We start from the raw sequence: 26,144 nt of genomic DNA, 5'->3' as shown, positions 1-26,144 counted from the left end.
TGGAAGTGAATTGTTTAGTGTTTGTGGTCGTCTGAGCTGAGGGTTACAGCAGGTCCAGCTGCAACCTCGGTGACTTCGGTACGGCCCGCCCACTGCGCGCGCAAGGCCGGTAGATCAGGCTGCATGTCATGCAGGGGAGGGTGGCCAGGCGGGACGTATTCGGTTTCAACCTGGGTGCCACATTTTGGGCAGTAATATTCCAGGATGCGCACCCACTCCGGGTCCGGGCTGAAGGTGTAGCGGTATTTTTCCGGCGCGAGGATGGGCGGATGGATGTCCCGTGGATCGCGGTCATACACCAGCATGCCTTCCTTGTATCCGGTGTGAGCGGTGCCGATGATGTGGTCGCAAACACGGCATTCCCATAGCTCGGCGTCCAGGTCCAGACGCAGGTATTCAGTCATCTGTACTTTCATGGTCATGCCTTCCTGTTCAATAAGATGTCTTGGTGGTCGCTGATGGCAAACGTCCAACCGTCGAGCACCTTGCAGGTGAAGAAGTCCTCTTCGAGAATCGCCGGCCCCTGGGCATAATCGCCAGCCTTCAAATCCGCCAGTCGATAAACCGGGACATCGATACGGCCTTGGTCGCGCGTGAGTACATGGCGGGTAACGCTGCTTGTGGCGGCGTTGAGCGGCGTGAACTGAGCGGCTTGATGAGCGTCCTGACGCAGGCGCTTGATCGCCGTGACTTCCAGTTCGGCGCTGTGTGCGCCCTCGAATGCAAGGCGTACGTTCGACGTCTTGTCCAAGGGATGAACGAGTTCTTTGCCCTTGGCATCGGTGACGAACAGGCGTGATTCGATGTCGTAATCGCCCGGTTGAAAGCCTTCGGCAAACATGTCACGCCCGGCTTTGATACTGAGCTCTGCCAGTGCGGCATCGACACCCGCCTGGGTGCGTTGATCGGCGTCCAGCACAGCGCTGTAGCGGTGCGATATATCGCAAGTGCCAATGCCAAAAGCACTGAACACCGCCGCCATGCAGGGAACCGCGACACGACTGATTCCGGCTTTTTCAGCCACACCGCAGGCATTCAGTGGGCCTGCGCCGCCAAAAGCCAGCAGCACCGTCTCGTTACTGACCTGTGTAACGCGGAGGACTTCCTGAGCGATTTTGGTTTCATACGCGGTTTCCATCGCGCTCAGTGCGTCATCGGGTTCCAGCCCCAAGGGGGTCGCGATATGGATGGCGATGGCGGTTGCCGCGCGGTCCAGATCCAGCTGCATGCCGCCACCAAAATAGGATTTTGGATCGAACAAACCGGAGAGCAGGCTGGCATCGGTAATCGTCGCTTGCGTGCCGCCACGACCAAAGGCGGCCGGTCCGGGCACGGCGCCGACGCTGTCCGGGCCGATCACGATTTTCTTGTCGACCACCTTGAACACTGAACTGCCACCAGCCCCGGCGCTGGTGATTTCACTGAGGGGGAATGAAACGCTGATACCTTCGACACGACCGCGTCGCACTTCAGCCACGTTGCCGTTGATGCACTGGCCGATGTCCGTCGTCGTGCCACCGACATCAATCGCGACAACGTCGCTCATCCCATAGCGCTTGGCAAAAGACTTCATCCCCTCCATACCACCGCGCGGACCGGAGCTGTAGGTCTTCACTGCCACCGTCTTGGCGACGCGAGACGCATCGCCGTCGTTGCGAAAAATCAACAACGGGTTTTTGGTGTTGAAGGCACGCAAGCGGTTTTCTGCATTGAACAGAAACTGCTCCATTGCCGGATGAAGAAAGGAGTTGATCAGGGCGGTCCAGGTGCGGCGTACCGGGTCCGCATCCATACTCAGGTCGCTGCCATACAACGTAGGGACGGCCCCCAGTAGATGACGAGGGTATTTACGGAGTACTACTTTGCGGAAAATATTTTCCAGCGCTTCGAAGTTTTTATCCGCAAAACTGACGACGATGCGATTGGCACCCGCCGCGGTCAGCGCATTGATGGATTTTACAATCTCCATCTCGGCCTGTTCGACGCCCAGGGAGTCGGTGTCCAGCAAACTGACGCGTACCCCGACCAAGGCGTCATATAAGTCGGCGTCATGCTGCCTTAGTTGGTCTGAAAGTTCGCGGTTGTTAAGGCTGGTAATCAACCCGAGCTTGGGGCCTTTTCGTTCACATATTGCGTTAGTGCCTTGCGTTGTCGAGTAGCGGATCAGGTCAACTTCCTCAAGTAACCGCTGCACATCGGGTTCGCCATAGAGCACGCCGGACGCTTTTTTCAACCCTTCAAAAAAGCAATTGCTTAAATCATAGGGCGTGGTGAGTACCTTGGTTTTCTTGACGTCGTTATCGGTGAGTATGCAGATATCGGTGAGCGTTCCACCGTTATCAATATTGATTTGTAGTGTCACGGGTCTATGTCCTTTTGTTTGTTATCAGTTGACCAGTGTTTGAACAACACAGTCTTCCGTATTGCCGTAACCGGCTTAGGCTCTTGAGCGTGTGACGCATCACTGTGTACGGCAGATTGTTAGGGCTGCCGAATAAGAAATAGCAAGCGGCATGCCAGTAAATTTATTATTTATAACTGTCTGATTTTTAAGTGATTAAATTATAAGTCCGAGGTGTATCGGGTTGTTTTATGCGTCGGGCGTTTGATTCTCGGACGGATGAGTGGATGACTTTCGTTCGGTCCCAATCCGTATAAACAGGGATGTCCTTGAGCCATGTTCAATACGTTCAGCCCAACGCCATTCGTCCTCTTCGTCTTTGGAGGGTGGTCGGGCGCCCAGGTGAAGAGGTACAGTCAGGACAAACTGCAATGTAGGGACATGGCCTAAAAGTGGCGTTCGCCGTTATATAGAGCGCTGAGCCCTTCGCTGTGCTGCCAGGCGGGCACATACATAATAAGAAAAGAGGATGTGTTGATGAATGCTTCGCACCTGGATTTCGTCTATCCACGACCAGAACACGACGGTCAGATACTGGCTGCGTGGGAGGGCGTCCTCAGCGGCGTCGAAACACCTGCTTCGGTATTGCGCTATCCGGTGGGGGACTCGTGGAGGCGCTGCCTGGACAAACGCGTCAACCCAACGCTTCGACATGCGCCGGAACCGGTAACCCAGGCTCAGCTCGCGGCGATCCGTGGGGGGCAGGCACGCCTGCTGGACGTCAGCGCAATAGCGATGGCGATGGCCAACCAGTTTCTTGCGCAGACGGGCACCGTCATCGTTTTAGCCGACAGCAGCGGCATGATTATCGAGACGGGCGGTGACCCCTATACGCTCAGGAGCGCCGAGCACATTCATCTGCTCCCTGGCAGCCCTTGGGGCGAGGACGTTTGCGGGACCAATGCGATTGGCACTGCACTGTTGCTGGAAGGCCCCATACAGGTTCACGCGGCAGAGCATTTCTGCGAAGGCATCAAGCAGTGGACCTGTTCGGCCACCGTCATCCGTGACCCTTCTGATGGTCAGATTCTGGGTGTTCTGAACGTTTCGGGAGAGTCGAAGACTTACAACCGCCACACGCTTGCCCTGGCGGTGACCACGGCTGACCGGATCGAGTCCGCATTAGCCAAGCAATACGCCGCCAATCGCTACCGGCTATTGGACGCCTCTGTCGATCTGTGGAGAGAAGCGGGCGAGGGGATCATGCTGTTCGATGCCAATGGTTTACTGATCAAGGCCAATGCTCAGGCTTATGGTGCGCTGACGGCCCGAGGCATCGATTTCAACGTCGCCAATAACTGCCGTCTACCGTCATTGAGCCTGGACGACTACGGACGTTTGATGGGCGTTTTACCACAGTGGTTATCTGCCGATTGGCTGCAGTCAATCAGCGCGCAAGGTGTGCGTTTAGGCACGTTGATACGCGTGCCGAGTAGAGCACTGGTCCGACCGTCTATCACCCCATTGGCTCGCAACGAAGACTGTGAAAAGCGCAGAGGGTTCGACAGCATCATCGGAGAGAGCCCGGCGCTTGTCGAGTCTCTGCGAAAAGCCAGGCAACTGGCCAACTCTCACGTATCGGTCCTTTTGCACGGGGAAACCGGGGTTGGCAAGGAAGCTTTTGCGCAGGGTATTCACTATTCAGGTGTTGGCAAAAACGGGCCGTTTGTCTCCATTAACTGTGGGAGTCTTTCCAAGGACCTGCTCTCCAGCGAATTGTTCGGTTATGCGGACGGGGCGTTCACCGGGGCCCGCCGTGGAGGCATGAAAGGCAAGATTGAAGCCGCAGACGGGGGCACATTGTTTCTGGATGAAATCGGCGAAATGCCCCTGGAGTTGCAAAGTTACCTTCTTCGGGTGCTGGAAGAGGGGGAGATATACCGGCTGGGCGAGACAGAACCACGCAAAGTAAACTTTAGGCTGGTCGCGGCAACCCACCGTGATTTGCGCGAAGATGTGGCCAATCAACGGTTTCGGAGTGACTTGTTTTATCGGATCGCGGTGACCAGCGTAACGATTCCTCCACTGCGCGAGCGTAAGCAAGATATTCCTCGGTTGGTTGAACATTTGCTGATAAGCCGAGCCCATCGACACGGTGTTCAAGTTCCACACATGGACGACGACCTGCTGGGGCATCTAATGGCCTATGCGTGGCCGGGTAACGTCCGGGAACTGCGCAATGTGGTAGAGGGTATGTTACTGATGGGGGGCACAGTATTGAGATTTTCTGACCTGCCTTCCTATGTGCGGAAAACGGCTGTTCAGCAGAGCGAAAGTCTCATTGGCAGCCTGAAGGAAACAGAGTGCCAGGTCATTTCCAAAACGATAGAGCGGTGTCGAGGTAACCTGACGCAGGTGGCGAAGGAACTTGGCATCGCAAAAAGCACCCTTTACCTGCGTATAAAGCGTTATGGAATCAACCGTGAAGCGGGAGAGGCGGGGTCATCAACTTCAGGCTGAAGTCGGTGCGAATCGCGCCTCGTGGAGCTGCACTTCCAGGACGCGTTCAGGCTACTGGCTGGCTGACGGTGATCATGTCGGTCTCGACTCGGTCATCTTGAAGATGGCCTGCGCATTGCTGCTGTCGAAGTTGAGGTCGAGCTTGTCGTCGATGGGGTCGAGCTTGCGCTGGATAAATTCGACAAACGAGCCGGGCACCTGATGTTCGTGCAATTGCCCGTTGGCGTCCGCCAGTGCGCGGTTTACGGTGCACGCTTTGTAGGCGGTCTGCATCACCCTGCCCGAAGCAGACACCTCGATGCTGGCCTTCATTGGCCGTTCTCTGCGGTTCTGTTCCGCCACCAGGGTCTCAAGGTCGGTGACCCGGTCGGTCAGGTGATTGAAACTATTGCCTTCGGTGGCGATCCAGGCCATTTCCGCGCTCTCGCTCAGTACTTGCTGATAATCCGCGTGCTGCACCACGCCATGCTGGCGCCCGAATGCTTCATACAGCCCCGGCAGCAAGCGGTACGCTTCGGCCAAGGTGCAGTGGCGGGTCAGTTGCAGGCGGTTGAGGATGCTCGAGTGCTCGGCGTTCAGCGGATCGCGGCTGGAGCCGACTATGCGGCCTACAGCTGCCTGAAAGGCTTGGCTGAAACGACCAGGGTGTAGTTCGGAGACGAAGAACTGGGCGATATCTTCCGGCAGATCCTGCTGACGATAACCCCAGCCGGTCATGTTCAGTTTGGTCAGTGGATACGTGCGCACATCGGTAAAACCCAGCGGTTCGAGTAGCCGGGCAAACGCCAGGCGACCCCGCGGCAGTTCACCGTTTGCGACCCAGTCCACCGTCCTGATAGCGCCATGGTCGAACAGCACTTTGCGCCCTTGTCCGGCCTGTTCCTCGACATACAGGCGGCCCATCGGCACAGCCTCCACCAGCTTGTGAAGCAGGCACAGGTTCAGCGCTTCAGCCAGCCACGCGCGGTGCAGCGCGGTCTCGCTCCAACTGAAGGCGTGCAGGCTTTCCGGTACTTCGACGTGGGATTCAAGCCACTGCGCAGCGGGTTGGCCGACGACGGAGGCGACGAGAGAGAAAAGGCCTTGGAACGAGGACATGGGCAGCGGCTCTGGCTGAATGAGAGGTGCCTATGAAAGCGTTGATCAGCCAGCCGGACAAGCGAAAAAAAACGGCAGGTTCATTCCGTTTTCTATTGTTGAAACGCGATCCCTCTGCAGGAGCGGGCTTGCCTGCGAGTCAGCTTGATACGGTGCGTCAGTTACACCGCAATCGCGGGCAAGCCCGCTCCTGCGTGGGTTCTGTGTTGTTTTACGGCGCGAATGGCAGTTCGCGCTTGTGCTGCGTTTTTGCGTAGGTGTCGCGGATGATGTTGAACGCTTCTTCGCGGACCGGCTCGCCATGCAGGAACGCATCGATCTCGGCATAGGTCACGCCGTGGGACGCTTCATCCGGTTTGCCGGGTACCAGGTCTTCAAGGTCGGCGGTGGGGACTTTTTCCACCAGCGATTGTGGGGCGCCAAAACTGCGGGCGATGGCCCGGACCTGATTTTTCACTAGCCCGCTGAGCGGTGCCAGGTCGCAGGCGCCGTCGCCGAACTTGGTGAAAAAGCCCATCACGGCTTCCGCCGCATGGTCGGTGCCGATCACCAGCCCCTGACGCGCGCCGGCGATGGTGTATTGCGCGACCATGCGCATCCGCGCCTTGGTGTTGCCCATCACAAAATCCACCGCACTGGCGTGTTGGCCTTCGAACGCCTTGATCTGCGCTGCCAGCGCTTGCACAGACGGACCGATATTGACCGTGTGCGACTCGTCCGGCGCAATGAACTCCAGACATGCCTGGGCTTCGTGCTCGTCGAACTGGACCTGATACGGCAGGCGGACGGCGATGAACCGATAGCTTTCATCCCCGGTGCTTTTACGCAACTGCTCGACGGCGCGCTGCGCGAGCAAGCCGGCGGTCAGCGAATCGACGCCGCCACTGATGCCCAGTACCAGGGTCTTGAGCCTGGCGTTCTGCAGGCATTGCTGGATAAAGGCGACCCGTCGGGCGACCTCGGCTTCAAGTGCATTCTGGTCGGCGAAAGGTGGCTGGACCTTGAGCTGTTCAGCGATCTGGAGCTGTACGGCTTGCATGATTCACTCCTTAACAGGTTGTGCAGAAACGGAAGGGTTGGAAACCGGGCTCGCAGGCACTTCGAACACATGCCGCAGGTAGGCGACAAAGTTGGGGTCCTTGCATTGCGTCTTACCGGGTTCGTCGGAAATTTTCGCCACGGCCTGACCCGCGCAAGCCGTCATTTTAAGCACAATGCTCAATGGCTCTACACCGGGGATGTCGGCGGTGAGATTGGTGCCGATGCCGAAGCTGACGTTGATACGACCCCGTAGCGCACGGAATATATCCAGCGCCTTCGGCAGGTTCAGACCGTCGGAGAACACCAGCGTCTTGCTCATCGGGTCGATGCCGAGCTTCTGGTAATGATCAATGCATTTTTCGGCCCACATGATCGGGTCGCCGGAATCATGGCGTAACCCGTCGAACAGTTTGGCGAAGTACAGATCGAAATCGTTGAGGAAGGCGTCGGTGGTGATGCAATCGGTCAGGGCAATACCTAGCAGGCCACGGTATTCACGGACCCAGCAATCGAGCGCGGCACTTTGACTGTCGATCAGCCGCGGGCCGAGTTGCTGGTGGGCCATGATCCATTCGTGGGCCATGGTGCCGAGCGGTTTGAGGTCCAGCATGCGGGCCAGTTGCACGTTGCTGGTGCCGACGAACTGGCCGGGGAAGTCGTGCTTGAGCACAGTGACGACTTCCTCCTGCACGCGGTAGGAAAAGCGCCGGCGGGTGCCGAAATCCGCCACTTTCAGTTCGGCCAACTCATCGGCGGTGGCGTTGGCGTATAGCCAGTCGAATTTGCGATACAGCTGATCACGCGCCTGTACGAGTAATGTGCCGGAGTGGCGATGACGGTTGCGCACTTCGCTGACAATCGCCAGCAGCGGCACTTCGAACATGATCACGTGCAGCCACGGCCCGTGCAGACGGATGCACAGCTCACCGTTCTCGATGCTGGTCTGCACATAGCGCATGTTGAAGCGGAACAAGCCTAGGAAGCGCAGAAAATCGGGCTTCATAAAGCTGATGCGCTCAAGAAAACCCAGCTGAGCGTCGCTCATGGACAGCTCGCAGAGCAGCTCGATCTGATGACGGATCTCGGCCAGATAAGGCCGCAGGTCTTCGCCATTGCGGCAGCGAAACTCCCACTCCACGTCGACGTTTGGGTAGTTGTGCAGCACCGCTTGCATCATGGTCAGCTTGTAGAAGTCGGTGTCGAGCAGGTTCTGCACGATGCGATCGGAGAAGGCGCTCTCACTCATGTTGTCAGCTCTCCAGAGCAGCCGATGGGGTTGGGCTCGCAACGCTCGGGCAACGCTGTAAAGGCGCTGCTGACGTCCGTGCGGGCTGCTGGGCCGGCATTGTCGCCCCTAACTTGTCGGGTTATCCAACTGTTCCAGCATCCAGCGCACGAAATCGCGGATTTTCGGCACTTCTGCCGTGTGCTCAGGGTAGGCCAGGTAATAGGCGTCATGGCTGGGCAGCGCGTGGGGCCAGGGGATCACCAGCTTACCGTCCGCCAGCTCCTCTTCGACCAGAAACCGCGGGAGCAGCGCGACCCCGCACCCGACCTGTGCGGCGCGTATGCACATGTAAAACGTCTCGAAGCGCGGGCCGTGGTAGCTGTGTTCGGTGTGGTAACCCTGGCTGTCGAACCAGTCATGCCAGGCTTGCGGGCGTGAGGCGCTTTGCAGCAGCACCAGCTCGCTCAGTTGGGTCGGGTCGGTAAACGGTTTGTCCGGCAGGCTGCCGGGCGCACAGACTGGAATAAGTTCTTCGCTGAACAGTTTTACCGACTCGGCACCCGGCCGTGCGCCCTGGCCGAAATAGAACGCCAGGTCACAGCGGCCCTGAATCAGGTCGTCGGGTTCCTGTTCATCCATCAGGTCCAGGTGGATGTGCGGATGGCGCAATCGCCAGCCTTTGAGCCGGGGCACCAGCCAGCGGGCACCGAAGGTCGATGGCGTGGACACGCGCAGGACTTCGGTTTCGCCACCGTAGGACCGCAGGTAGTGGGTCGACATCTCCACCTGCGTGAGGATTTTGCGTACTTCGCCCAGGTACAGCGCGCCAGCCGGAGTCAATTGCAGGCGTCGGCGCACGCGGCGAAACAGCAAGTGTTGCACCAGCTCTTCAAGCTGGGCGACTTGTTTGCTGACGGCGCTTTGCGTCAGGTTCAGCTCTTCGGCCGCGCGGGTAAAACTCAAGTGCCGGGTCACTGCCTCAAAGCATTGCAACGCGGTGATTGATGGCAGATAACGTTTGTTGAGCATGCTCAGGCCTTATGTTTTTCGAGGCTGCCACGTGCAGATGGGAGGGCAGCATGAATAAACGGAATGATATCTCGCCTAATGGTCGTTTGTTCGCACGTCTCAGGCCAGCTATTAGTAGAGCCTGACGCTTCACCCATCTTTCGATTTCCGTTTTTCATTTCAAGAATCAAGGAGACAACATGCTTACCGACTTGCTCAACCGCCTCGGTGTCGATCCCGCCCTGTACCAGAAAGGCGATCAGGCCGTGCACACGCCTGTCGATGGCAGCCGTATCGCTTCCGTGCATTGGGAAGGGCGAGCGGAAGTCGAGCAGCACGTCACCCGTGCCGAACATGCGTTCGACGCCTGGCGTAAAGTCCCGGCGCCTCGCCGTGGTGAGCTGATTCGTCTGTTCGGTGAGGCCCTGCGCAAGCACAAGGCCGAGCTGGGTGCATTGGTGTCGTGGGAAGCCGGCAAGATCACTCAGGAAGGTCTGGGTGAAGTGCAGGAAATGATCGATATCTGTGATTTCGCCGTCGGCCTGTCGCGCCAGTTGTACGGTTTGACCATCGCTTCCGAGCGCCCTGGTCACCATATGCGCGAAACCTGGCACCCGCTGGGCGTCGTCGGCGTGATCAGTGCGTTCAACTTCCCTGTCGCGGTCTGGGCCTGGAACACGACACTGGCGCTGGTCTGCGGCAATGCCGTGATCTGGAAACCGTCGGAGAAAACCCCGCTGACCGCACTGGCCTGCCAGTCGTTGTTCGAAGGCGTGCTCAAACATTTCCCTGATGCGCCTGCTTACCTGAGCCAGGTGGTCATCGGTGGGCGTGAAGCCGGCGAAGCGCTGGTCGACGACCCGCGTGTTGCGCTGATCAGTGCCACTGGCAGCACGCGCATGGGTCGCGAAGTCGCGCCGAAAATCGCGGCACGCTTTGCCCGCAGCATTCTTGAACTGGGCGGCAACAACGCGATGATCCTCGGCCCAAGCGCCGACCTCAATCTGGCTGTGCGCGCGATTCTGTTCAGCGCCGTCGGTACGGCCGGTCAGCGCTGCACCAGTTTGCGTCGCTTGATTGCCCACGAATCGGTCAAGGACGAAATCGTCAGCCGCCTGAAAACCGCCTACGCCAACGTGCGCATCGGTCATCCACTGGAAGGCAATCTGGTCGGTCCGTTGATCGACAAAAACAGCTACGAAAATATGCGGGACGCCCTTGAACAGGCCCTGAGCGAAGGCGGTCGAGTATTCGGCGGCGAGCGCCAGTTGGCTGAGCAGTTCCCTGATGCCTACTACGTGTCCCCGGCCATCGTCGAAATGCCAGAGCAAAGCGACGTGGTTTGCACCGAAACCTTCGCCCCGATTTTGTACGTGGTGGGTTACGACGATTTCGCTGAAGCCGTGCGCCTGAACAACGCCGTGCCGCAAGGCCTGTCGTCGTGCATTTTCACCACGGACGTGCGCGAAGCCGAGCAGTTTATTTCTGCACTGGGCAGCGACTGCGGGATCGCCAACGTCAACATCGGCCCAAGCGGTGCGGAAATCGGCGGCGCTTTCGGCGGTGAAAAAGAAACCGGTGGCGGTCGTGAGTCGGGCTCGGATTCATGGCGCGGTTACATGCGTCGTCAGACGGCGACGGTGAACTACTCCCTTGAATTGCCGCTGGCGCAGGGCATTACGTTCGACTGACAGTCCCTCATCGCGGGCAAGCCCGCTCCTACAGGTTCTGCGTAAATCCTGTAGGAGCGAACTTGTTCGCGAAGCGATGGATCAGCAACACAAGATTTTGCGCAGTATTTCAGGGGTTTTTGCGATGGCGCTACGCGAAGAATGTCTGTGGGAAAAGCTGACACCGCAACGGCCTGAGGCCAAGGCGCTCAAGGGCGAATTGATGGTCGATGTGTGCGTGATTGGCGCGGGCATCACCGGGTTGTCGGCAGCGATTCATTTGTTGGAGCAAGGCAAGCGGGTCGCCGTGCTTGAGGCCCATCGCACGGGGCACGGGGGCTCTGGGCGCAATGTCGGGCTGGTCAATGCCGGGTTGTGGATTCCACCGGACGAGATCGAAGCCGGGTTCGGCAAGAAAGTCGGCAGTCAGCTGAATCAGATGCTCGGTGCCGCGCCGTCGCTGGTGTTCAGCCTGGTCGACAAATACAACATCGATTGCCAGTTGCGCCGCGAAGGTACGCTGCACATGGCGCACAACGCCCGTGGCGAAGCCGATCTGCGCAGTCGCGAAGAACAATGGAAACGTCGGGGCGCGCCGGTCGAGTTGCTCACCGGCAAGGCGTGCGAGGACGCTACCGGCACTCAGAAAATATCCGCAGCACTGCTGGATCGGCGTGCCGGCACATTCAACCCGATGGCTTTCACTAGCGGGCTCGCAAAAGCCGTGGGCAGCCTCGGCGGTCAATTATTCGATCATTCCCCGGTCACCCGTCTGGAACGCCAGGGCGAGCGTTGGTGCGTTATCACCGAGCACGGTGCCGTGCTGGCCGAGAAAGTGGTGATTGCTTCCAATGCGTACACCGAAGGCGAGTGGACGGAGCTGCGCCGCAACTTTTTCCCCGGTTATTACTATCAGGTCGCCTCGGCGCCACTGACTGAAGAGGCTGCACAGCGGATTTTGCCGGGTGGGCAGGGTTCCTGGGACACGCGCCAGGTGCTCAGCAGCATTCGTCGCGACGCTGATGGTCGCCTTTTATTAGGCAGCCTGGGCAACGGCAATCAGAAGCCGGCCTGGTTCCTCAAAGCGTGGGCAGACCGCGTCCAGCAGCATTACTTCCCCTACCTCAAACCGGTGGACTGGGAATTCACCTGGACGGGCTGTATCGCATTCACCCCTGACCACCTGTTGCGGCTCTTTGAACCTGCGCCGGGGTTGGTGGCCGTCACCGGTTATAACGGTCGAGGCAACACCACGGGCAGTGTCGTGGGTAAGGCGTTTGCCGATTATCTGTGCCATGGCGATACCAAGGCGTTGCCGATTCCGTTTGCGCCGATGCTGCCGTTGTCGGGAGTGGGGCTGCGCAGCTGTCTTTATGAGGCTGGTTTTTCCCTGTATCACGCGGGCCAGTGCCTGCGAATCGTGATTTGAGGAGAATTTTCTGGCAATGAGCGGCGCTTTTTCGCGCACCAACTAACCTCTAATGGTGCGTCCCGTAGCGGTCGCGCACTGCGGATGTGCACTTCGGTTACGTGCACGGTTACAGCCGGGTTGCACGGGGTCGCCTGCGTGGGTTGCAAGTTTTAAGGGGGAGGGTTGCTCTTTTATATAAGGAGGGTTGTACCTGTTCCGGTTTAGACGGTTGCACGCCCAATGAAAAAGGGCACAAAACGGTCGAATAACAACAAAACAACGACTTTTTTCAGAATAAAAAACCTATGGCACGCCACTTGCTCTGCGCTTGTAGCTGAATCAAAGCTTCCGCTGAAGTTGCTGTGCTAACTAAAACACCTCAGGAGCACCATCACATGTCGCAGACGTTTTACAGGAAAGGTTTTCTGGCACTCGCAGTTGCTACTGCATTGGGTGTTTCTTCGTTTGTTCAGGCAGATGTCAAAATTGGCGTGGCAGGTCCGATGACCGGTGCGAACGCGTCCTTCGGCGAGCAGTACATGAGAGGCGCCCAGGCTGCAGCGGACGCGATCAATGCCAGCGGTGGTGTAAACGGCGAGAAAATCGTATTGGTCAAAGGCGATGACGCCTGCGAACCGAAACAGGCGGTCGCTGTAGCCAACCGTCTGACCGATCAGGACAAAGTGGTGGGCGTGGTCGGGCACTTCTGCTCATCGTCGACGATTCCTGCTTCAGAAGTGTATGCCGACGCAGGCATCATCGTGATGACCCCGGGTTCCACCAACCCTGTCGTCACCGAGCGTGGCTTGAAAGCCATGTTCCGTATGTGTGGGCGTGATGATCAGCAGGGCATCGTTGCCGGCGATTACATCGTCGATGTGCTCAAAGGCAAACGCGTTGCTGTGATCAACGACAAAGACACTTACGGCAAGGGCCTGGCTGACGCCACGTCGAAGCAGTTGACCGCGCGTGGTGTTAAACCGGTTATTGAAGAAGGTCTGACCCGCGGCGAGAAAGACTTCAGCGCCCTGGTCACCAAGATCCGTTCAGAAAAAGCCGATGTCGTTTACTTCGGAGGCCTGCACCCGGAAGCCGGCCCACTGGTCCGTCAACTGCGTGAACAAGGCCTCAAAGACGTCAAGTTCATGTCCGATGACGGCATCGTGACTGACGAACTGGTGACCACTGCCGGTGGTGCTCAGTACGTCGATGGCGTGTACATGACCTTCGGTGCCGACCCTCGCATGCTGCCAGACAGCAAGGCTGTGGTTGAGAAGTTCCGCTCCTCCGGTTACGAGCCTGAAGGCTACACCCTGTATGCCTACGCTTCTGTGCAGGCCTTGGCTGCTGCGTTCAATGGTGCCAAGTCCAACAAAGGCGAGGCTGCCAGCGAATGGCTCAAAGCCAATACGGTGCCAACCGTAATGGGCAAGAAAAACTGGGACGGTAAAGGCGACTTGAAAGTCTCCGACTACGTGGTTTACCAGTGGGATGCACAAGGCAAATACCATCAGCTGGAAAAACAGAAGTGAGATAAACGCATCGCCGAGCCTGCGCCTCCCGACATAAGTCGTCAGACGCTGGCTCGGCTTTGGTAATGGGTTCTAATTTCTTCTGGAGCCACTTGAACCCGGCCAGATGCGCCTCACAAGGGCTCATCGAAACCGGGATCAACGTGGCCTCTCAAGCGTGTGAGAGTGCATGATGGACGGTATTTTCCTGCAGCAAATTATCAATGGCCTGACCCTCGGGTCGGTCTACGGCCTGATTGCCATCGGCTACACAATGGTCTACGGCATCATCGGCATGATCAACTTCGCCCACGGCGAGGTGTATATGATCTCTGCGTACCTCGCGGCGATCAGCCTGGCTCTGCTGTCCTCCTTCGGTATTCAATCCTTTCCGCTGTTGATCTTCGGGACGTTGCTGTTCACCGTCTTTGTGACGGGTGTGTATGGCTGGGTCATCGAGCGTATCGCTTACAAACCGCTGCGTAACTCCACCCGACTGGCGCCGCTGATCAGTGCCATCGGCGTTTCACTGATCCTGCAGAACTATGCGCAGATCAGCCAGGGTTCACGGCAGCAAGGTGTGCCGACGTTGCTGGCCGGGGCGTTGAAACTGGATATCGGGACAGGTTTCGTCCAGATCACCTACACCAAAATCTTCATTCTGGTTGCAGCGTTTGCCGGGATGGCCCTGCTGACCTACATCATCAAGTACACCAAGCTGGGCCGCATGTGTCGCGCGACCCAACAAGACCGCAAAATGGCTTCGATCCTCGGGATCAACACGGACCGGGTCATTTCCTACGTGTTCATCATCGGCGCAGCCATGGCGGCACTGGCCGGTGTCCTGATCACCTTGAACTACGGCACCTTCGACTTCTACGCAGGCTTCGTGATCGGTATCAAAGCGTTCACCGCTGCGGTGTTGGGCGGGATTGGTTCGCTGCCTGGGGCCATGCTCGGCGGGATTATCCTGGGCATCTCCGAGTCGCTGTTTTCCGGACTGATCAACTCTGACTATAAGGACGTCTTCAGCTTCTCGCTGCTGGTACTGATCCTGATTTTCCGTCCTCAAGGCCTGTTGGGTCGCCCACTCGTGGCGAAGGTGTAAGTATGTCTGCAGCCAATAATAAACCTATCGATATCAAGAAAAGCCTGGTTGACGCCATTCTGGCCGGGCTGATCTCCTTGATTGTGTTCGGCCCGGTTGTCGGCGTAGTGCTCGATGGCTATAGCTACAACCTGCAACCCACCCGCGTGGCGTGGATGGTCGGGATTGTCATGGTCGGGCGTTTTCTCTTGAGCCTGTTTCTGCAAACCGCGCAGGGCCTGAAAGTGCTGCAAGGGTTTGAAGTCACCGGCTCCGGCGTGCATGTCCGGGCACCTGACCACAAGTCAAAGCTGTACTGGGTCATTCCGCTGCTGATCGTGATTGCCATCATCTTCCCGATCTTCGCCAACAAGTACCTGCTGACAGTGGTGATTCTCGGCCTGATCTACGTATTGCTGGGCCTTGGCCTCAATATCGTGGTCGGTCTGGCCGGTCTGCTCGATCTGGGGTATGTGGCGTTCTATGCCATTGGTGCCTATGGCCTGGCGCTGGGTTATCACTACCTTGGGCTGGGGTTCTGGACGGTCCTGCCGCTGGCGGCCATCACGGCGGCGCTGGCTGGATGCATACTCGGCTTCCCGGTGTTACGAATGCACGGTGACTACCTTGCCATCGTGACCTTGGGCTTCGGGGAAATCATTCGTCTGGTGTTGACCAACTGGCTGTCCTTTACCGGCGGACCGAACGGCATGCCGGTGCCATCGCCGACCTTTCTCGGCCTGGAGTTCGGGCGTGTGGCCAAGGATGGGGGGATACCTTTCCACCAGTTCTTCGGGACTGAATACAACCCGAACCTGAAATTCCTGTTCATTTACACCGTGCTGTTCCTGGTGGTCCTGCTGGTGCTCTACGTCAAGCATCGCCTGACTCGCATGCCGGTCGGTCGTGCCTGGGAAGCCTTGCGTGAAGATGAAATCGCCTGCCGCTCCATGGGCCTGAACCATGTTCTGGTGAAGCTCTCTGCGTTCACTATCGGTGCGTCCACTGCCGGTTTGGCGGGTGTGTTTTTCGCCAGCTATCAGGGGTTCGTCAACCCGACGTCGTTCTCCTTCTTCGAGTCGGCGCTGATCCTCGCCATCGTGGTGCTGGGGGGCATGGGCTCGACCATCGGTGTGGTGATTGCGGCGTTCGTTCTGACCGTCGCCCCGGAACTGCTGCGCAGCTTCTCGGAATACCGTGTGTTGCTGTTCGGCATCCTGATGGTGTTGATGATGATCTGGAGACCGCGTGGCTTGATCCGTATCAGCCGGACCGGTATTACCCCGCGTAAAGGAGTGGCGCCATGAGCGATGAAGTCATTCTTTCGGTAGAGAACCTGATGATGCACTTCGGTGGGATCAAGGCGCTCAGCGACGTCAGCCTGAAGGTCAAGCGCAACTCGATTTTCGCCTTGATCGGGCCTAACGGTGCCGGCAAGACCACGGTGTTCAACTGCCTGACCGGTTTCTACAAAGCCTCGGGCGGGCGGATCGAACTGAATGCCCGCGGCACCCGTACCAATATCATTCAGCTGCTGGGTGAGTCCTTTCGCGCCACTGATTTCGTCGCGCCAAAAGCCTTCGCCAGCCGTCTGTTCTACAAAATGTTCGGCGGCACGCACCTGGTGAATCGTGCCGGTCTGGCACGCACCTTCCAGAACATCCGCTTGTTCAAGGAAATGTCGGTACTGGAAAACCTGCTGGTGGCTCAGCACATGTGGGTCAACCGCAGCATGGTGGCCGGGATTCTCAACACCAAGGGCTATCGCAAAGCTGAAAGCGATGCCCTTGACCACGCCTTCTACTGGCTGGAAGTGGTCGACCTGGTGGACTGCGCCAACCGCTTGGCCGGCGAACTGTCCTACGGCCAGCAACGGCGTCTGGAAATCGCCCGGGCCATGTGCACACGGCCGCAGATCATTTGCCTCGACGAACCGGCTGCGGGCCTCAACCCACAGGAAACCGAAGCCCTGAGTAAAATGATTCGGTTGCTGCGCGACGAACACGACCTGACTGTGGTGTTGATCGAACACGACATGGGCATGGTCATGAGTATTTCCGATTACATCGTGGTCCTCGACCACGGCAACGTGATCGCAGAAGGTGGCCCCGATCAGATCCGCCACGACCCGAAAGTGATTGCCGCGTACCTGGGCGCTGATGAAGAGGAGTTGGTATGAGCGAACCGATCCTCGAACTGAAAGAGATCGATGTGTTTTACGGGCCGATCCAGGCCCTGAAAAAAGTGTCGTTGCACATCAACGAAGGTGAAACCGTCAGCCTGATCGGCTCCAACGGCGCCGGCAAGTCGACCCTGTTGATGTCGATCTTCGGCCAGCCACGCGCCGCCAATGGGCAGATCATTTATCGCGGCGTCGACATCACGCAGAAGTCTTCGCACTACATTGCCTCCAATGGCATAGCGCAGTCGCCAGAAGGGCGGCGGGTGTTCCCCGACATGTCAGTCGAGGAAAACCTGCTGATGGGCACCATTCCGATTGGCGACAAGTTCGCCACGGAAGACATGCAACACATGTTCGACCTGTTCCCACGGCTCAAGGAGCGCCGCAATCAGCGCGCCATGACCATGTCCGGTGGTGAGCAGCAAATGCTCGCCATCGCTCGTGCACTGATGAGCCGACCCAAACTGCTGCTGCTCGATGAGCCGTCGCTGGGGCTGGCGCCGATCGTGGTCAAGCAGATCTTCCAGACCTTGCGTGAGCTGGCCTCCAGCGGGATGACGATCTTCCTGGTGGAACAGAACGCCAACCACGCGCTGAAGCTCTCTGATCGCGCCTACGTGATGGTTAACGGCGAGATCCGCCTGACAGGTACCGGGCAGGAGTTGTTGGTCAACGATGAGGTCAGGAACGCGTATCTCGGCGGTCACTGATCCGCACTCAAACAGGCTGTAAATACCAAGCGCGCCCCGGGTGAAATTCACTCGGGGCGCGCTTTTTTCAAATTGTGGAAAACAATTTTCACAAGCTCTGGAAGCGCGACATAAAGACGCTGCAAATAGTTGTTTTGTCACGCTTTTGACTTGTCCAAGATTGCTGTGGAAGCGGCTGTGGGTAACATGGGAGTAGCTGGCTGCAGCCCTTGTTATACGTGGCCTGTAGAAGTATGGTTGTTTTTTGATCAGTGGTTTTTGCGCGAGCTTCGATGCGTTCTGTCAACGGGTTTATAGCTGGTTATTCGTACAGTTAATTTATCGACGCAACCTGTGGATAAGTCTGTGGGCAAGCACTGGAAAGGTCCGGCTAAGGGCCGTAGTTACTGGCATGGGGCCTTCACCGGCAGTTTTGGCCTGGCAGGCTGATTTGTGCCTGCTACATGCGCGGCCCCCTGGGTCAAGTGAAAAACGTCCGAAATCCGCACGCAGGCCCTGAACTGGCGGGTCTGGGCTAATGTGCACTTGCCCCCAAAGACTGTGGGTCTGACTGTGGATAAGGTGGGTAAAACCCAGTGCAGCCCATATGGAACGTGGCTTTGCCTCGATAGAGTGTTTTTTGTACAGTCGCAGCCAGCGCAGGAGGCTGATTTATCCCCAAAGGGTTGCTGGAAACCCGCTTGGGCGGGCATTCTGCTGACCTGTTTCCCTTACCCGTCATCATGGCTGCGCTACGTTCAAGCCAAATCAGGAGAAAGACATGACTTCCACTGTGTTCATTACCGGTGCCACTTCCGGCTTTGGCGAAGCGTGCGCCCGTCGATTTGCCGACGCTGGCTGGTCGCTGGTGCTGACGGGCCGTCGTGAGGAGCGCCTCAACGCGCTGTGCGCCGAGTTGTCCAAGCAGACCAAGGTCCATGGCTTGGTGCTGGACGTACGCGACCGCAAGGCCATGGAGAGCGCCATCGAGGGCCTGCCGGCCGAGTTCGCGACCCTGCGTGCGCTGATCAATAACGCCGGTCTGGCACTGGGTGTGGACCCTGCGCCGAAATGTGATCTGGATGACTGGGACACCATGGTCGACACCAACATCAAGGGCCTGCTGTACAGCACCCGTTTGTTGCTGCCACGGTTGATCGCTCACGGGCGTGGGGCCGGGATCATCAACCTGGGTTCCATCGCGGGCAATTATCCGTACCCGGGCAGCCACGTGTATGGCGCGTCCAAAGCGTTCGTCAAACAGTTTTCGTTGAACCTGCGCTGCGACCTGGTAGGCACTGGCGTACGTGTGACCAACATTGAGCCGGGCCTGTGCGAAAGCGAGTTCTCACTGGTGCGTTTTGCCGGTGACAAGGAGCGTTATGACGCCACGTACGCGGGCGCCGAGCCGATCCAGCCACAGGACATCGCCGAGACCATCTTCTGGGTGCTGAACACCCCTGCGCACATCAACATCAACAGCCTTGAGTTGATGCCGGTGAGCCAGACCTGGGCTGGTTTTTCGATTGATCGCAGCCGAGGCTGAGTCAGTAAGACCGTGTCGGCTTTTTCGCGAATAAATTCGCTCCTACAGGATTTTGATCTGCCTCTGGGATGTTGTGTGAATTGGCTGTCGAATTACGGTCAGGCCCCTTTTCCAGAAGGCCGAGCGCAGGCGTTGTGCAGGGGGTAACGAGGCAAGGACGCCGAGTTAGCCGCACGGGGCCATGGATGGCCCCTTGCGGCGACCCCCGGAGCAACGCCGGCGCGAGGGAAATCCGAGCTTAAGCGAGGATCCGTATGGAGGGGCAAGCGTTTTGGGGTACCTTTTTGGCGTCTGAAAAAGGTTCCTCGCTGTAAGAGCGAAACCGTAATTCCAGCACACCCAAATGCCGGATATATACATCAAGACCAGCGCCAACATATTGTTTTTAAAAGATTAAAAATCAGTTTGATAAGAGGAGCGAATTCATTCGCGAAGGCGATTTATCAGGCGCTGAAATACTCAACCAGACCGCTATAGCAGGTCGCCAAATGATAAGGCGTGGTCGACGGCATATCGTTGCGGCTGACCTTGCCATCGGCGTCCAGGCATTCATGCCAGCCTGCCGGGTGCAGAAAGCGTTGTTGCAGGGCCACCAGTTGGCGCGCCAGCAACGCATCGCTGTCAGGCCGCAAGGTCAACGCCCGCAGGTATTCGGCCTGCGCCCAGATTCGCTGGGTGCCATCGCGCACCGCGCCGTTCACTTCCAGCATCGCCTTGACCGCGCCTGTTTGCGGATCGACGCCGTGTCGCTCGGCAAACGCGAACGCTCGGCTCAGCGATGCGTGCAGGGGACTGCCGCGCAGCAGTGGCGAGGACTCCAGCAAGAAGAACCATTCGAACTGATGCCCCGGCTCGAACCAGTTATCCACAGCCCCCAGCGGTTTTTCCAGCAACACGCCGTGCGCCGGGTCGATGAATTGCGCCTGCATCGCGGCGACCAGCGCGGCCAATGCTGCTTGAGTGGGCAGGTCCTCGCGTACGGACACGGTGGCGAGGAAGGCCTCGGCCAGATGCATCAATGGATTCTGTAGCGGACCACTGTCGAGGAACGACCAATCCTGATCGAGACAGGCTTCGTAAAGCCCGTCGCCATTGGTGAAGCGCTCGGCGACCACGTTCAGGGCCGCATTGAGTACCGACTCGACCAATGGATCGCGCACCTTGGCCCAGTAATGAGCGCAGGCGAAAATGATGAACGCATGGGTGTACAGGTCTTTGCGCCGATCCAGAGGCCCGCCTTGCGGATCGATGCTGTAAAACCAGCCACCGTACTCGGCATCATGGAAATGCTGCTGCAAAGAGCGGAACAGGGCTGCAGCATGGACGCGTGCATCCGGCGTCGAGGGCTGATCGATCAGGCTGGAGAACAGATACAACTGCCGCGCACACGCCATGGCGCGGTAGCGCTTGGGAGGCAACGGCTGATGATCGGCGTCCACGGCCTCATACGGCAGCGCCAGCGCTGCATTCCAGCCAGAACCTAGCCAGAGCGGCACGATTACCTGCTGAAAATGTAGCTGCATAGCAGCGAATACAGGGGTCAATTCAGGCTTGGAGGCAGAGCTGGAAGCATCGGGCATCGGCTGGCGTCACGGCTAGGGCGTTTGCGCGACATGGTAACGCAACGGTGTATCAGGTACACCGTGTTGACCCATTGGCGAATAAATTCGATCCCACAAAAATGCGATCTGTGGGGGCGAGTTTATTCGCGGCAAATCACGCCGTCTGAGTCAGCAGGCCCTGGCGCTCGATGAAGGCAATGATCTGTTCGAGACCCAGACCGGTTTTCTGATTGCTGAAGACGAAGGGTTTTTCACCGCGCATCTTCTTCGTGTCTCGGTCCATTATTTCCAGCGATGCGCCCACCAGCGGGGCCAGGTCGACCTTGTTGATCACCAGCAAATCCGACTTGCAGATACCGGGACCGCCCTTGCGTGGCAGTTTGTCGCCGGCCGAGACGTCGATCACGTAGAGGGTCAGGTCCGACAGCTCGGGGCTGAAGGTCGCGGACAGGTTATCGCCACCGGATTCGACGATGATCAGGTCCAGTCCCGGAAAACGCCGGTTCAGTTGGTCCACCGCTTCCAGATTGATCGAGGCATCTTCGCGAATGGCGGTGTGTGGGCAGCCGCCCGTTTCGACGCCGATGATCCGCTCGGGCGCGAGGGCTTCATTGCGCACCAGAAAATCGGCGTCCTCACGGGTGTAGATATCGTTGGTGACCACGGCCAGGTTGTAACGGTCGCGCAGGGCCAGGCACAGGGCCAGGGTCAGGGCCGTTTTGCCGGAACCGACCGGGCCACCGATGCCGACGCGCAGGGGTTGGCTGTTCATAATGTTCTCCATTGAGCGCTACAAGGCTCTACACAAAAAAAGATCAGGACCGAAACAGTCGGCTGTATTGACGTTCATGGGCCATGCTCGCCAGCGAGAGGCCGAAGGCGGCGCTGCCGTAATGCCGGGGTTCGGTTGTCGTGGCCTGCTGTTGAGCCTGTTGCAGCAGGGGCAACAACTCGCTGGTCAGGCGTTGTGCAGCTTGCTGGCCCATCGGCAGGGTTTTCATCAGCACGGCCAGTTGGTTTTCCAGCCAGCTCCATAACCACGCGGCCAAGGCGTCTTGCGGGCTGATTTGCCAGGCACGGGCGGCCAAGGCCCAACCCAATGCGAAATGCGGCTCTGGCAGTTGTACAAGGAACGCCCGTGCCGGTTGATCCAGTTCAGGCAGTCCGTTGAGCAGTTGTTGCAGGGAATAGCCCATCTGCCGGCTTTCCTGATAGAACTCGCGGGTTTCTCGACTGGCGCGGTGTTCCTGGCTCAGTTGGAACAATTGGCCCCAATCGTCCTGTGCTGCTGCGGTGCAGTGGGCCAGCAATAATGGCGCTTCGAAACGCGCCAGATTGAGCAACAGTTGATCACCTATCCAGCGTCGAGCGCTGCCTGAGTCGGCGACCAACGCTTGCTCGACCGCCATTTCCAGCCCTTGGGAATAGCTGTAACCGCCAATCGGCAACTGCGGACTGGCCAGACGCAGCAGCGCCCAGGCGTTGTTCACGTACGCACGCCAAATTGGTGCATGCGTGGCGGGTAATTAAACTCTTCCTCGCCCGCTCGCGAATGGTGATGGCCGCCGCCATAAGCGCCATGCTCGGGTTGGAACGGGGCCTCAATGGATTCGGTGGTTGCGCCGAGTTGGTCGAGCATGGCCTTGAGCACATAGTCATCAAGCAGGCGCAACCAGCCATCGCCCACTTGCAGGGCGACATGTCGATTGCCCAGGTGATACGCGGCGCGGGTCAGCTCATAAGCGTTGGAACAGGTGACGTGCAGCAGTTGTTCAGGCCGGGCGCACACGCGAACGATGCGCCCGTCTTCGGCTTGCAGGCACTCACCGTCGCGCAGGGGTGGCTGACCGCGCTCGAGAAATAGCCCGACGTCCTCACCCTCGGCACTGAAACACCGCAGGCGGCTTTTACTGCGCGCCTCGAAATTCAAATGCAGCTCGGCAGCCCATGTGGCTTGAGGATCGATTCTTCGATGAATCACCAGCATCAGAGTGCTTCCAGCTAAGTGCGATGCAGTAGGCAGAGCAAGGGGCTTGCCAACAGTGATCGTGTGGGAGTTTGCTGACAGAGAGTGCTGCATCTGCGTGCAGATAGCACGCAGAGTGGCACCCTATTAGTGCGTATCGCTGATTGGAGCGCTATTGCGGGTCACTCGGTACTGCCAAGCCCTTGCCAATGGTTGGCGCCGATAAAGATGAAGCGCAATTGCTGGGTGATTTTAGCCCGGGGCGTCAGGTGTTCGGCAAGGTTCTCGGCGGGTGGGTCGATCAGCTCTGGCAGCATGGCGAAGACGCTTTTCACCACCAGATCGGCCATGACAGACAGGTCATCAGGGTTGAGATGCTGCAATTTAGGCATCCCCGCCAAGTCAGTGGCGAGGTCAGCGCTGATGCCTTCACGCAGGGCGCCCAGCGCCTGACGCACTTGAAGCGAGCCCCCATATTGTTCGCGGGCCAGAAACAGAAACTGTGAACGGTTGGCGGCGACCACCTCGAGAAAGATTTTCACCGACGCGTCAATGATCCCGGTCGCCACGAAGGTGTTGTGCCGCACCAGCCGAATGGTTTCGCGAAAGGTTTCGCCCACTTCGCAGACCAGGGTCAGACCCAGTTGGTCCATGTCCTCGAAATGCCGGTAGAATCCGGTCGGCACGATGCCCGCAGCTTTGGCCACTTCACGCAGGCTCAGGCTGCCGAATCCTCGGCCGCTCTCCATCAAGCTGCGAGCGGCATCGAGCAAGGCGTGACGGGTTTGTTGTTTCTGTTCGGCGCGGAGCAGCATGGGGCAGCAGATATCTGAAAGGAGACTGCTCGGCACTCTATCAAATGAACTTCGCATGCGTCGAATCGACCGCTGCAAAAGTGAGTTTCAGTAAACAGCAGAAATGCGCTGACAGTGAGCCAGCCAGACGACCAGAACCTCCCTCAGTGCGCGACTGAGTGGGCAGACAGGTGTTGGCATCATCGAATCGAATTCAGCTTATTTGCCACGTTGACCAAACCTGAGCGGCTTTTTTCAGTCGAACAGCAAAGTCGTTCGGAGGCGCGCCCCTCTATACGTGGGCGTGTTGCCGCTATCAGGAGAATCGTGCAATGACGCGCGGCAGTAAATTTTTTAGCGGTATGGGTACCACGCTGTTGGTGTTGTTCGCGGTTCTGGGCATTGTGATTGCGACGTTCGATTGGAACCGAATCAAACCGACCCTCAACGAAAAAGTCTCTGAGGCGCTGCATCGGCCCTTTGCAATCAATGGCAATCTCGCGGTGCTCTGGCAGCGTGAGCCTGATCAAGGCGGTTGGCGCGCGTGGTTGCCGTGGCCGCATGTCGTCGCTGAAGACCTGATGCTGGGCAATCCGGACTGGTCCAAAAGCCCGGAGATGGTCACCCTCAAGCGTGTTGAGTTTCGTTTGGCGCTCCTGCCATTGTTGCTTCAGCAGGTTGTAATCCCGCGAATCGATCTGACGGGGCCCGATGCGAAGCTGGAGCGCCTGGCTGATGGCCGCGCCAACTGGACCTTCGACCTGCCCAAGGCCGACGCCAGCGCCGAGCCTTCGAAATGGGTGATCGACATCGGCACGATTGGCTTTGATAAAGGGCTGGTCAGCCTCAATGACCAGCACCTCAACACGCAGGTCGATCTGGTCATTGATCTGTTGGGCAAACCCATCCCGTTCAGCGATATCGTCGGCAGTGGCCAGGCGAAAAAAATTCATAATAAGGGCGTCGCGCCGCAGGATTACACCTTTGGCCTGACGGTCAAAGGGCAGTATCACGGCCAGAAGCTCAGTGGCACCGGCAAAGTCGGTGGGTTGCTGGCGCTCAAAGACCCGGCACAACCTTTCCCGCTGCAAGCCGATCTGCAGATTGCCGATACCCATATTACGGTTGCCGGCACCCTGACCGACCCGCAAAACCTGGGTGCGCTGGACCTGCGCCTGAAGCTCGCGGGCAGCAGCCTGGCTAACCTGTACCCGCTGACCGGCGTGACCTTGCCGGACTCGCCAGCCTATGCCACCGACGGTCATCTGGTGGCCAAACTGCATGAGCCCGATGGCGCGTCGTTTCGGTACGAGGGCTTCAACGGCAAGATCGGCAACAGTGATATCCAGGGTGATCTCGGTTACGTCGCCAGCCAGCCACGCCCGAAGCTGACCGGGACGCTGGTGTCCAACCAGTTACTGCTGGCCGATCTGGCGCCACTGATTGGTGCCGACTCCAATGCCGCACAGAAAAAGCGCGGGGGCGACAGCAAGCAGCCTGCAGGTAAGGTGCTGCCAGTTGAAGCGTTTCGCACCGAGCGCTGGCGCGATATGGATGCCGACGTCGAGTTCACCGGTAAGAAAATTGTCCAGAGCACAGACTTGCCGTTCACTGACCTGTACACCCACGTGGTGCTCGACGACGGCCAATTAAGCCTGCAACCCCTGCGTTTCGGCGTGGCGGGCGGCAAGCTGGACGCGGACATTCGCCTGGACGGACGCGCCACGCCGCTGCAAGGGCGGGCGAAGCTCACCGCACGTAACTTCAAACTCAAGCAGTTGTTTCCGACATTCGAACCCATGAAAACCAGCTTCGGCGAGTTGAATGGTGACGCGGACATCAGCGGGCGCGGCAATTCGATAGCCGCGTTGCTGGGGACGTCCAATGGTGATCTGAAAATGTTGGTCAACGACGGCGCGATCAGCCGTGGGTTGATGGAGATCGCCGGGCTCAACGTCGGCAACTATGTGGTCGGCAAGATGTTTGGCGACCAGACGGTGAAGATCAATTGCGCCGCAGCTGATCTGGGGATCAAAAATGGCCTCGCCACAACCCGGTTGTTCGTGTTCGATACCGAGAACGCGATTGTCTACATCGATGGCACGGCGAACTTCAGCAGCGAGCAGCTGGATCTGAAGATCAATCCGGAATCCAAGGGCGTGCGCGTGTTTTCGTTGCGTTCGCCCCTGTATGTCCGCGGGCCGTTCGCCAAGCCTGACGCCGGTGTCGAGACCGGGCCGCTGCTATTAAGAGGGGCAGGGATGGTGCTGTTAGGGGCGGTCATGGGACCCGCTGCCGGTTTGCTCGCCCTGGTGGCGCCTAGCGGAGGCGAGCCGAACCAATGCGCGCCGTTGCTGGAACAGATGAAAGCGGGCAAGGCGCCGAAGACCGTGAAGTGATATCCGGAGCCCAGTAGAGCCACCCTGACTCCGTATGAGCGAAAATTGCCGCTTTTACAGCGGCGGTATAGGGCTCTTGGTAGGTCGGGGA

At 58.4% G+C, this 26,144-nt stretch carries 21 protein-coding genes; 10 read left to right on the top strand and 11 right to left on the bottom strand.

Annotated elements, in window-relative coordinates; translation table 11 throughout:
- Positions 1-14: 14 nt before the first annotated feature.
- Together AC1MEA_RS04775 and AC1MEA_RS04770 are read right to left on the bottom strand one after the other, a co-directional pair.
- On the bottom strand, positions 15-416 hold the full coding sequence (locus AC1MEA_RS04775) for an acetone carboxylase subunit gamma (RefSeq protein ID WP_257604373.1): 402 nt from the start codon (positions 414-416) through the stop codon (positions 15-17).
- A 2-nt stretch (positions 417-418) separates the two neighbouring features.
- A complete protein-coding gene (locus AC1MEA_RS04770; protein WP_480916973.1) occupies positions 419-2,362 on the bottom strand; it encodes a hydantoinase/oxoprolinase family protein in 1,944 nt (647 codons plus the stop codon).
- A gap of 516 nt (positions 2,363-2,878) precedes the next feature.
- On the opposite strand from AC1MEA_RS04770, the gene AC1MEA_RS04765 reads away from it, so the two are divergent.
- The gene (locus AC1MEA_RS04765) at positions 2,879-4,861 is read left to right on the top strand and encodes a sigma-54-dependent Fis family transcriptional regulator (RefSeq protein WP_480916972.1); all 1,983 of its coding nucleotides are present in this window, start codon (positions 2,879-2,881) and stop codon (positions 4,859-4,861) included.
- 72 nt (positions 4,862-4,933) lie between these two features.
- Here AC1MEA_RS04765 and AC1MEA_RS04760 read toward each other — a convergent pair whose 3' ends face one another.
- The 4 genes from AC1MEA_RS04760 to AC1MEA_RS04745 all read right to left on the bottom strand — a co-directional run bounded on the left by AC1MEA_RS04760 (position 4,934) and on the right by AC1MEA_RS04745 (position 9,257).
- Positions 4,934-5,959, bottom strand: a complete 1,026-nt coding sequence (locus tag AC1MEA_RS04760; protein ID WP_480916971.1) for a 2-oxoadipate dioxygenase/decarboxylase family protein — start codon at positions 5,957-5,959, stop codon at positions 4,934-4,936.
- A gap of 211 nt (positions 5,960-6,170) precedes the next feature.
- Entirely contained in the window at positions 6,171-6,998 is an 828-nt protein-coding gene (gene nadE, locus AC1MEA_RS04755) for an ammonia-dependent NAD(+) synthetase (protein WP_219062457.1), read from the bottom strand.
- Positions 6,999-7,001: 3 nt separating this feature from the next.
- On the bottom strand, positions 7,002-8,246 hold the full coding sequence (gene pncB / locus AC1MEA_RS04750; RefSeq protein WP_480916970.1) for a nicotinate phosphoribosyltransferase: 1,245 nt from the start codon (positions 8,244-8,246) through the stop codon (positions 7,002-7,004).
- 108 nt (positions 8,247-8,354) lie between these two features.
- Entirely contained in the window at positions 8,355-9,257 is a 903-nt protein-coding gene (locus tag AC1MEA_RS04745) for a LysR family transcriptional regulator (RefSeq protein WP_219062459.1), read from the bottom strand.
- 179 nt (positions 9,258-9,436) lie between these two features.
- Here AC1MEA_RS04745 and amaB point away from each other — a divergent pair, with 179 nt between their 5' ends.
- The 8 genes from amaB (at position 9,437) to AC1MEA_RS04705 (ending at position 19,332) form a co-directional block, all read left to right on the top strand.
- Positions 9,437-10,927 (top strand): L-piperidine-6-carboxylate dehydrogenase, encoded by a 1,491-nt coding sequence (gene amaB, locus AC1MEA_RS04740; RefSeq protein WP_480916969.1) that lies wholly within the window; start codon positions 9,437-9,439, stop codon positions 10,925-10,927.
- Positions 10,928-11,051: 124 nt separating this feature from the next.
- Positions 11,052-12,335 (top strand): L-pipecolate oxidase, encoded by a 1,284-nt coding sequence (gene amaA, locus AC1MEA_RS04735; RefSeq protein ID WP_449634003.1) that lies wholly within the window; start codon positions 11,052-11,054, stop codon positions 12,333-12,335.
- A gap of 377 nt (positions 12,336-12,712) precedes the next feature.
- Positions 12,713-13,849 (top strand): branched-chain amino acid ABC transporter substrate-binding protein, encoded by a 1,137-nt coding sequence (locus tag AC1MEA_RS04730; RefSeq protein WP_449634002.1) that lies wholly within the window; start codon positions 12,713-12,715, stop codon positions 13,847-13,849.
- Between the two features lie 172 nt (positions 13,850-14,021).
- A complete protein-coding gene (locus AC1MEA_RS04725; RefSeq protein WP_219062578.1) occupies positions 14,022-14,936 on the top strand; it encodes an ABC transporter permease subunit in 915 nt (304 codons plus the stop codon).
- Between the two features lie 2 nt (positions 14,937-14,938).
- Positions 14,939-16,222 carry a high-affinity branched-chain amino acid ABC transporter permease LivM gene (gene livM, locus AC1MEA_RS04720; protein WP_449634001.1) on the top strand — a complete coding sequence of 428 codons (1,284 nt, stop codon included), beginning with the start codon at positions 14,939-14,941 and terminating at the stop codon, positions 16,220-16,222.
- Positions 16,219-17,094 (top strand): ABC transporter ATP-binding protein, encoded by an 876-nt coding sequence (locus AC1MEA_RS04715; RefSeq protein ID WP_322277981.1) that lies wholly within the window; start codon positions 16,219-16,221, stop codon positions 17,092-17,094. Before livM ends, AC1MEA_RS04715 begins: the two co-directional genes overlap by 4 nt.
- Positions 17,091-17,807 (top strand): ABC transporter ATP-binding protein, encoded by a 717-nt coding sequence (locus tag AC1MEA_RS04710; protein WP_219062465.1) that lies wholly within the window; start codon positions 17,091-17,093, stop codon positions 17,805-17,807. Before AC1MEA_RS04715 ends, AC1MEA_RS04710 begins: the two co-directional genes overlap by 4 nt.
- A 760-nt stretch (positions 17,808-18,567) precedes the next feature.
- Complete coding sequence (locus AC1MEA_RS04705; RefSeq protein ID WP_219062466.1) at positions 18,568-19,332, top strand: SDR family oxidoreductase; 765 nt, start codon at positions 18,568-18,570, stop codon at positions 19,330-19,332.
- Positions 19,333-19,775: 443 nt separating this feature from the next.
- On the opposite strand, the gene AC1MEA_RS04700 is transcribed toward AC1MEA_RS04705, so the two are convergent.
- The 5 genes from AC1MEA_RS04700 to AC1MEA_RS04680 form a co-directional block, all read right to left on the bottom strand.
- A complete protein-coding gene (locus tag AC1MEA_RS04700; RefSeq protein WP_480916968.1) occupies positions 19,776-20,912 on the bottom strand; it encodes an AGE family epimerase/isomerase in 1,137 nt (378 codons plus the stop codon).
- A 136-nt stretch (positions 20,913-21,048) separates the two neighbouring features.
- On the bottom strand, positions 21,049-21,666 hold the full coding sequence (gene ureG / locus AC1MEA_RS04695; RefSeq protein WP_480916967.1) for an urease accessory protein UreG: 618 nt from the start codon (positions 21,664-21,666) through the stop codon (positions 21,049-21,051).
- Between the two features lie 43 nt (positions 21,667-21,709).
- Positions 21,710-22,384, bottom strand: a complete 675-nt coding sequence (locus tag AC1MEA_RS04690) for an urease accessory protein UreF (RefSeq protein ID WP_480916966.1) — start codon at positions 22,382-22,384, stop codon at positions 21,710-21,712.
- Positions 22,381-22,881, bottom strand: a complete 501-nt coding sequence (gene ureE, locus AC1MEA_RS04685) for an urease accessory protein UreE (RefSeq protein WP_480916965.1) — start codon at positions 22,879-22,881, stop codon at positions 22,381-22,383. The genes AC1MEA_RS04690 and ureE overlap by 4 nt, the downstream gene beginning before the upstream one ends.
- Positions 22,882-23,042: 161 nt before the next feature.
- The gene (locus AC1MEA_RS04680; protein WP_219062471.1) at positions 23,043-23,675 is read right to left on the bottom strand and encodes a TetR family transcriptional regulator; all 633 of its coding nucleotides are present in this window, start codon (positions 23,673-23,675) and stop codon (positions 23,043-23,045) included.
- 311 nt (positions 23,676-23,986) lie between these two features.
- On the opposite strand from AC1MEA_RS04680, the gene AC1MEA_RS04675 reads away from it, so the two are divergent.
- Complete coding sequence (locus AC1MEA_RS04675) at positions 23,987-26,053, top strand: AsmA family protein (protein WP_480916964.1); 2,067 nt, start codon at positions 23,987-23,989, stop codon at positions 26,051-26,053.
- The last annotated feature ends 91 nt before the right edge of the window (positions 26,054-26,144 follow it).

This window comes from Pseudomonas sp. ASL8, from assembly GCF_056680355.1.
The sequence above is the reverse complement of the archived record's forward strand: the minus strand, read 5'-3'. Positions and strand labels throughout refer to the sequence as shown.

Coding starts and splice junctions, on each gene's coding strand:
- AC1MEA_RS04775 (WP_257604373.1), bottom strand. CDS start 416: ATGAAAGTACAGATGACTGAATACCTGCGTCTGGACCTGGACGCCGAG.
- AC1MEA_RS04765 (WP_480916972.1), top strand. CDS start 2,879: ATGAATGCTTCGCACCTGGATTTCGTCTATCCACGACCAGAACACGAC.
- AC1MEA_RS04760 (WP_480916971.1), bottom strand. CDS start 5,959: ATGTCCTCGTTCCAAGGCCTTTTCTCTCTCGTCGCCTCCGTCGTCGGC.
- nadE (WP_219062457.1), bottom strand. CDS start 6,998: ATGCAAGCCGTACAGCTCCAGATCGCTGAACAGCTCAAGGTCCAGCCA.
- pncB (WP_480916970.1), bottom strand. CDS start 8,246: ATGAGTGAGAGCGCCTTCTCCGATCGCATCGTGCAGAACCTGCTCGAC.
- AC1MEA_RS04745 (WP_219062459.1), bottom strand. CDS start 9,257: ATGCTCAACAAACGTTATCTGCCATCAATCACCGCGTTGCAATGCTTT.
- amaB (WP_480916969.1), top strand. CDS start 9,437: ATGCTTACCGACTTGCTCAACCGCCTCGGTGTCGATCCCGCCCTGTAC.
- amaA (WP_449634003.1), top strand. CDS start 11,052: ATGGCGCTACGCGAAGAATGTCTGTGGGAAAAGCTGACACCGCAACGG.
- AC1MEA_RS04730 (WP_449634002.1), top strand. CDS start 12,713: ATGTCGCAGACGTTTTACAGGAAAGGTTTTCTGGCACTCGCAGTTGCT.
- AC1MEA_RS04725 (WP_219062578.1), top strand. CDS start 14,022: ATGGACGGTATTTTCCTGCAGCAAATTATCAATGGCCTGACCCTCGGG.
- livM (WP_449634001.1), top strand. CDS start 14,939: ATGTCTGCAGCCAATAATAAACCTATCGATATCAAGAAAAGCCTGGTT.
- AC1MEA_RS04715 (WP_322277981.1), top strand. CDS start 16,219: ATGAGCGATGAAGTCATTCTTTCGGTAGAGAACCTGATGATGCACTTC.
- AC1MEA_RS04710 (WP_219062465.1), top strand. CDS start 17,091: ATGAGCGAACCGATCCTCGAACTGAAAGAGATCGATGTGTTTTACGGG.
- AC1MEA_RS04705 (WP_219062466.1), top strand. CDS start 18,568: ATGACTTCCACTGTGTTCATTACCGGTGCCACTTCCGGCTTTGGCGAA.
- AC1MEA_RS04700 (WP_480916968.1), bottom strand. CDS start 20,912: ATGCCCGATGCTTCCAGCTCTGCCTCCAAGCCTGAATTGACCCCTGTA.
- ureG (WP_480916967.1), bottom strand. CDS start 21,666: ATGAACAGCCAACCCCTGCGCGTCGGCATCGGTGGCCCGGTCGGTTCC.
- ureE (WP_480916965.1), bottom strand. CDS start 22,881: ATGCTGGTGATTCATCGAAGAATCGATCCTCAAGCCACATGGGCTGCC.
- AC1MEA_RS04680 (WP_219062471.1), bottom strand. CDS start 23,675: ATGCTGCTCCGCGCCGAACAGAAACAACAAACCCGTCACGCCTTGCTC.
- AC1MEA_RS04675 (WP_480916964.1), top strand. CDS start 23,987: ATGACGCGCGGCAGTAAATTTTTTAGCGGTATGGGTACCACGCTGTTG.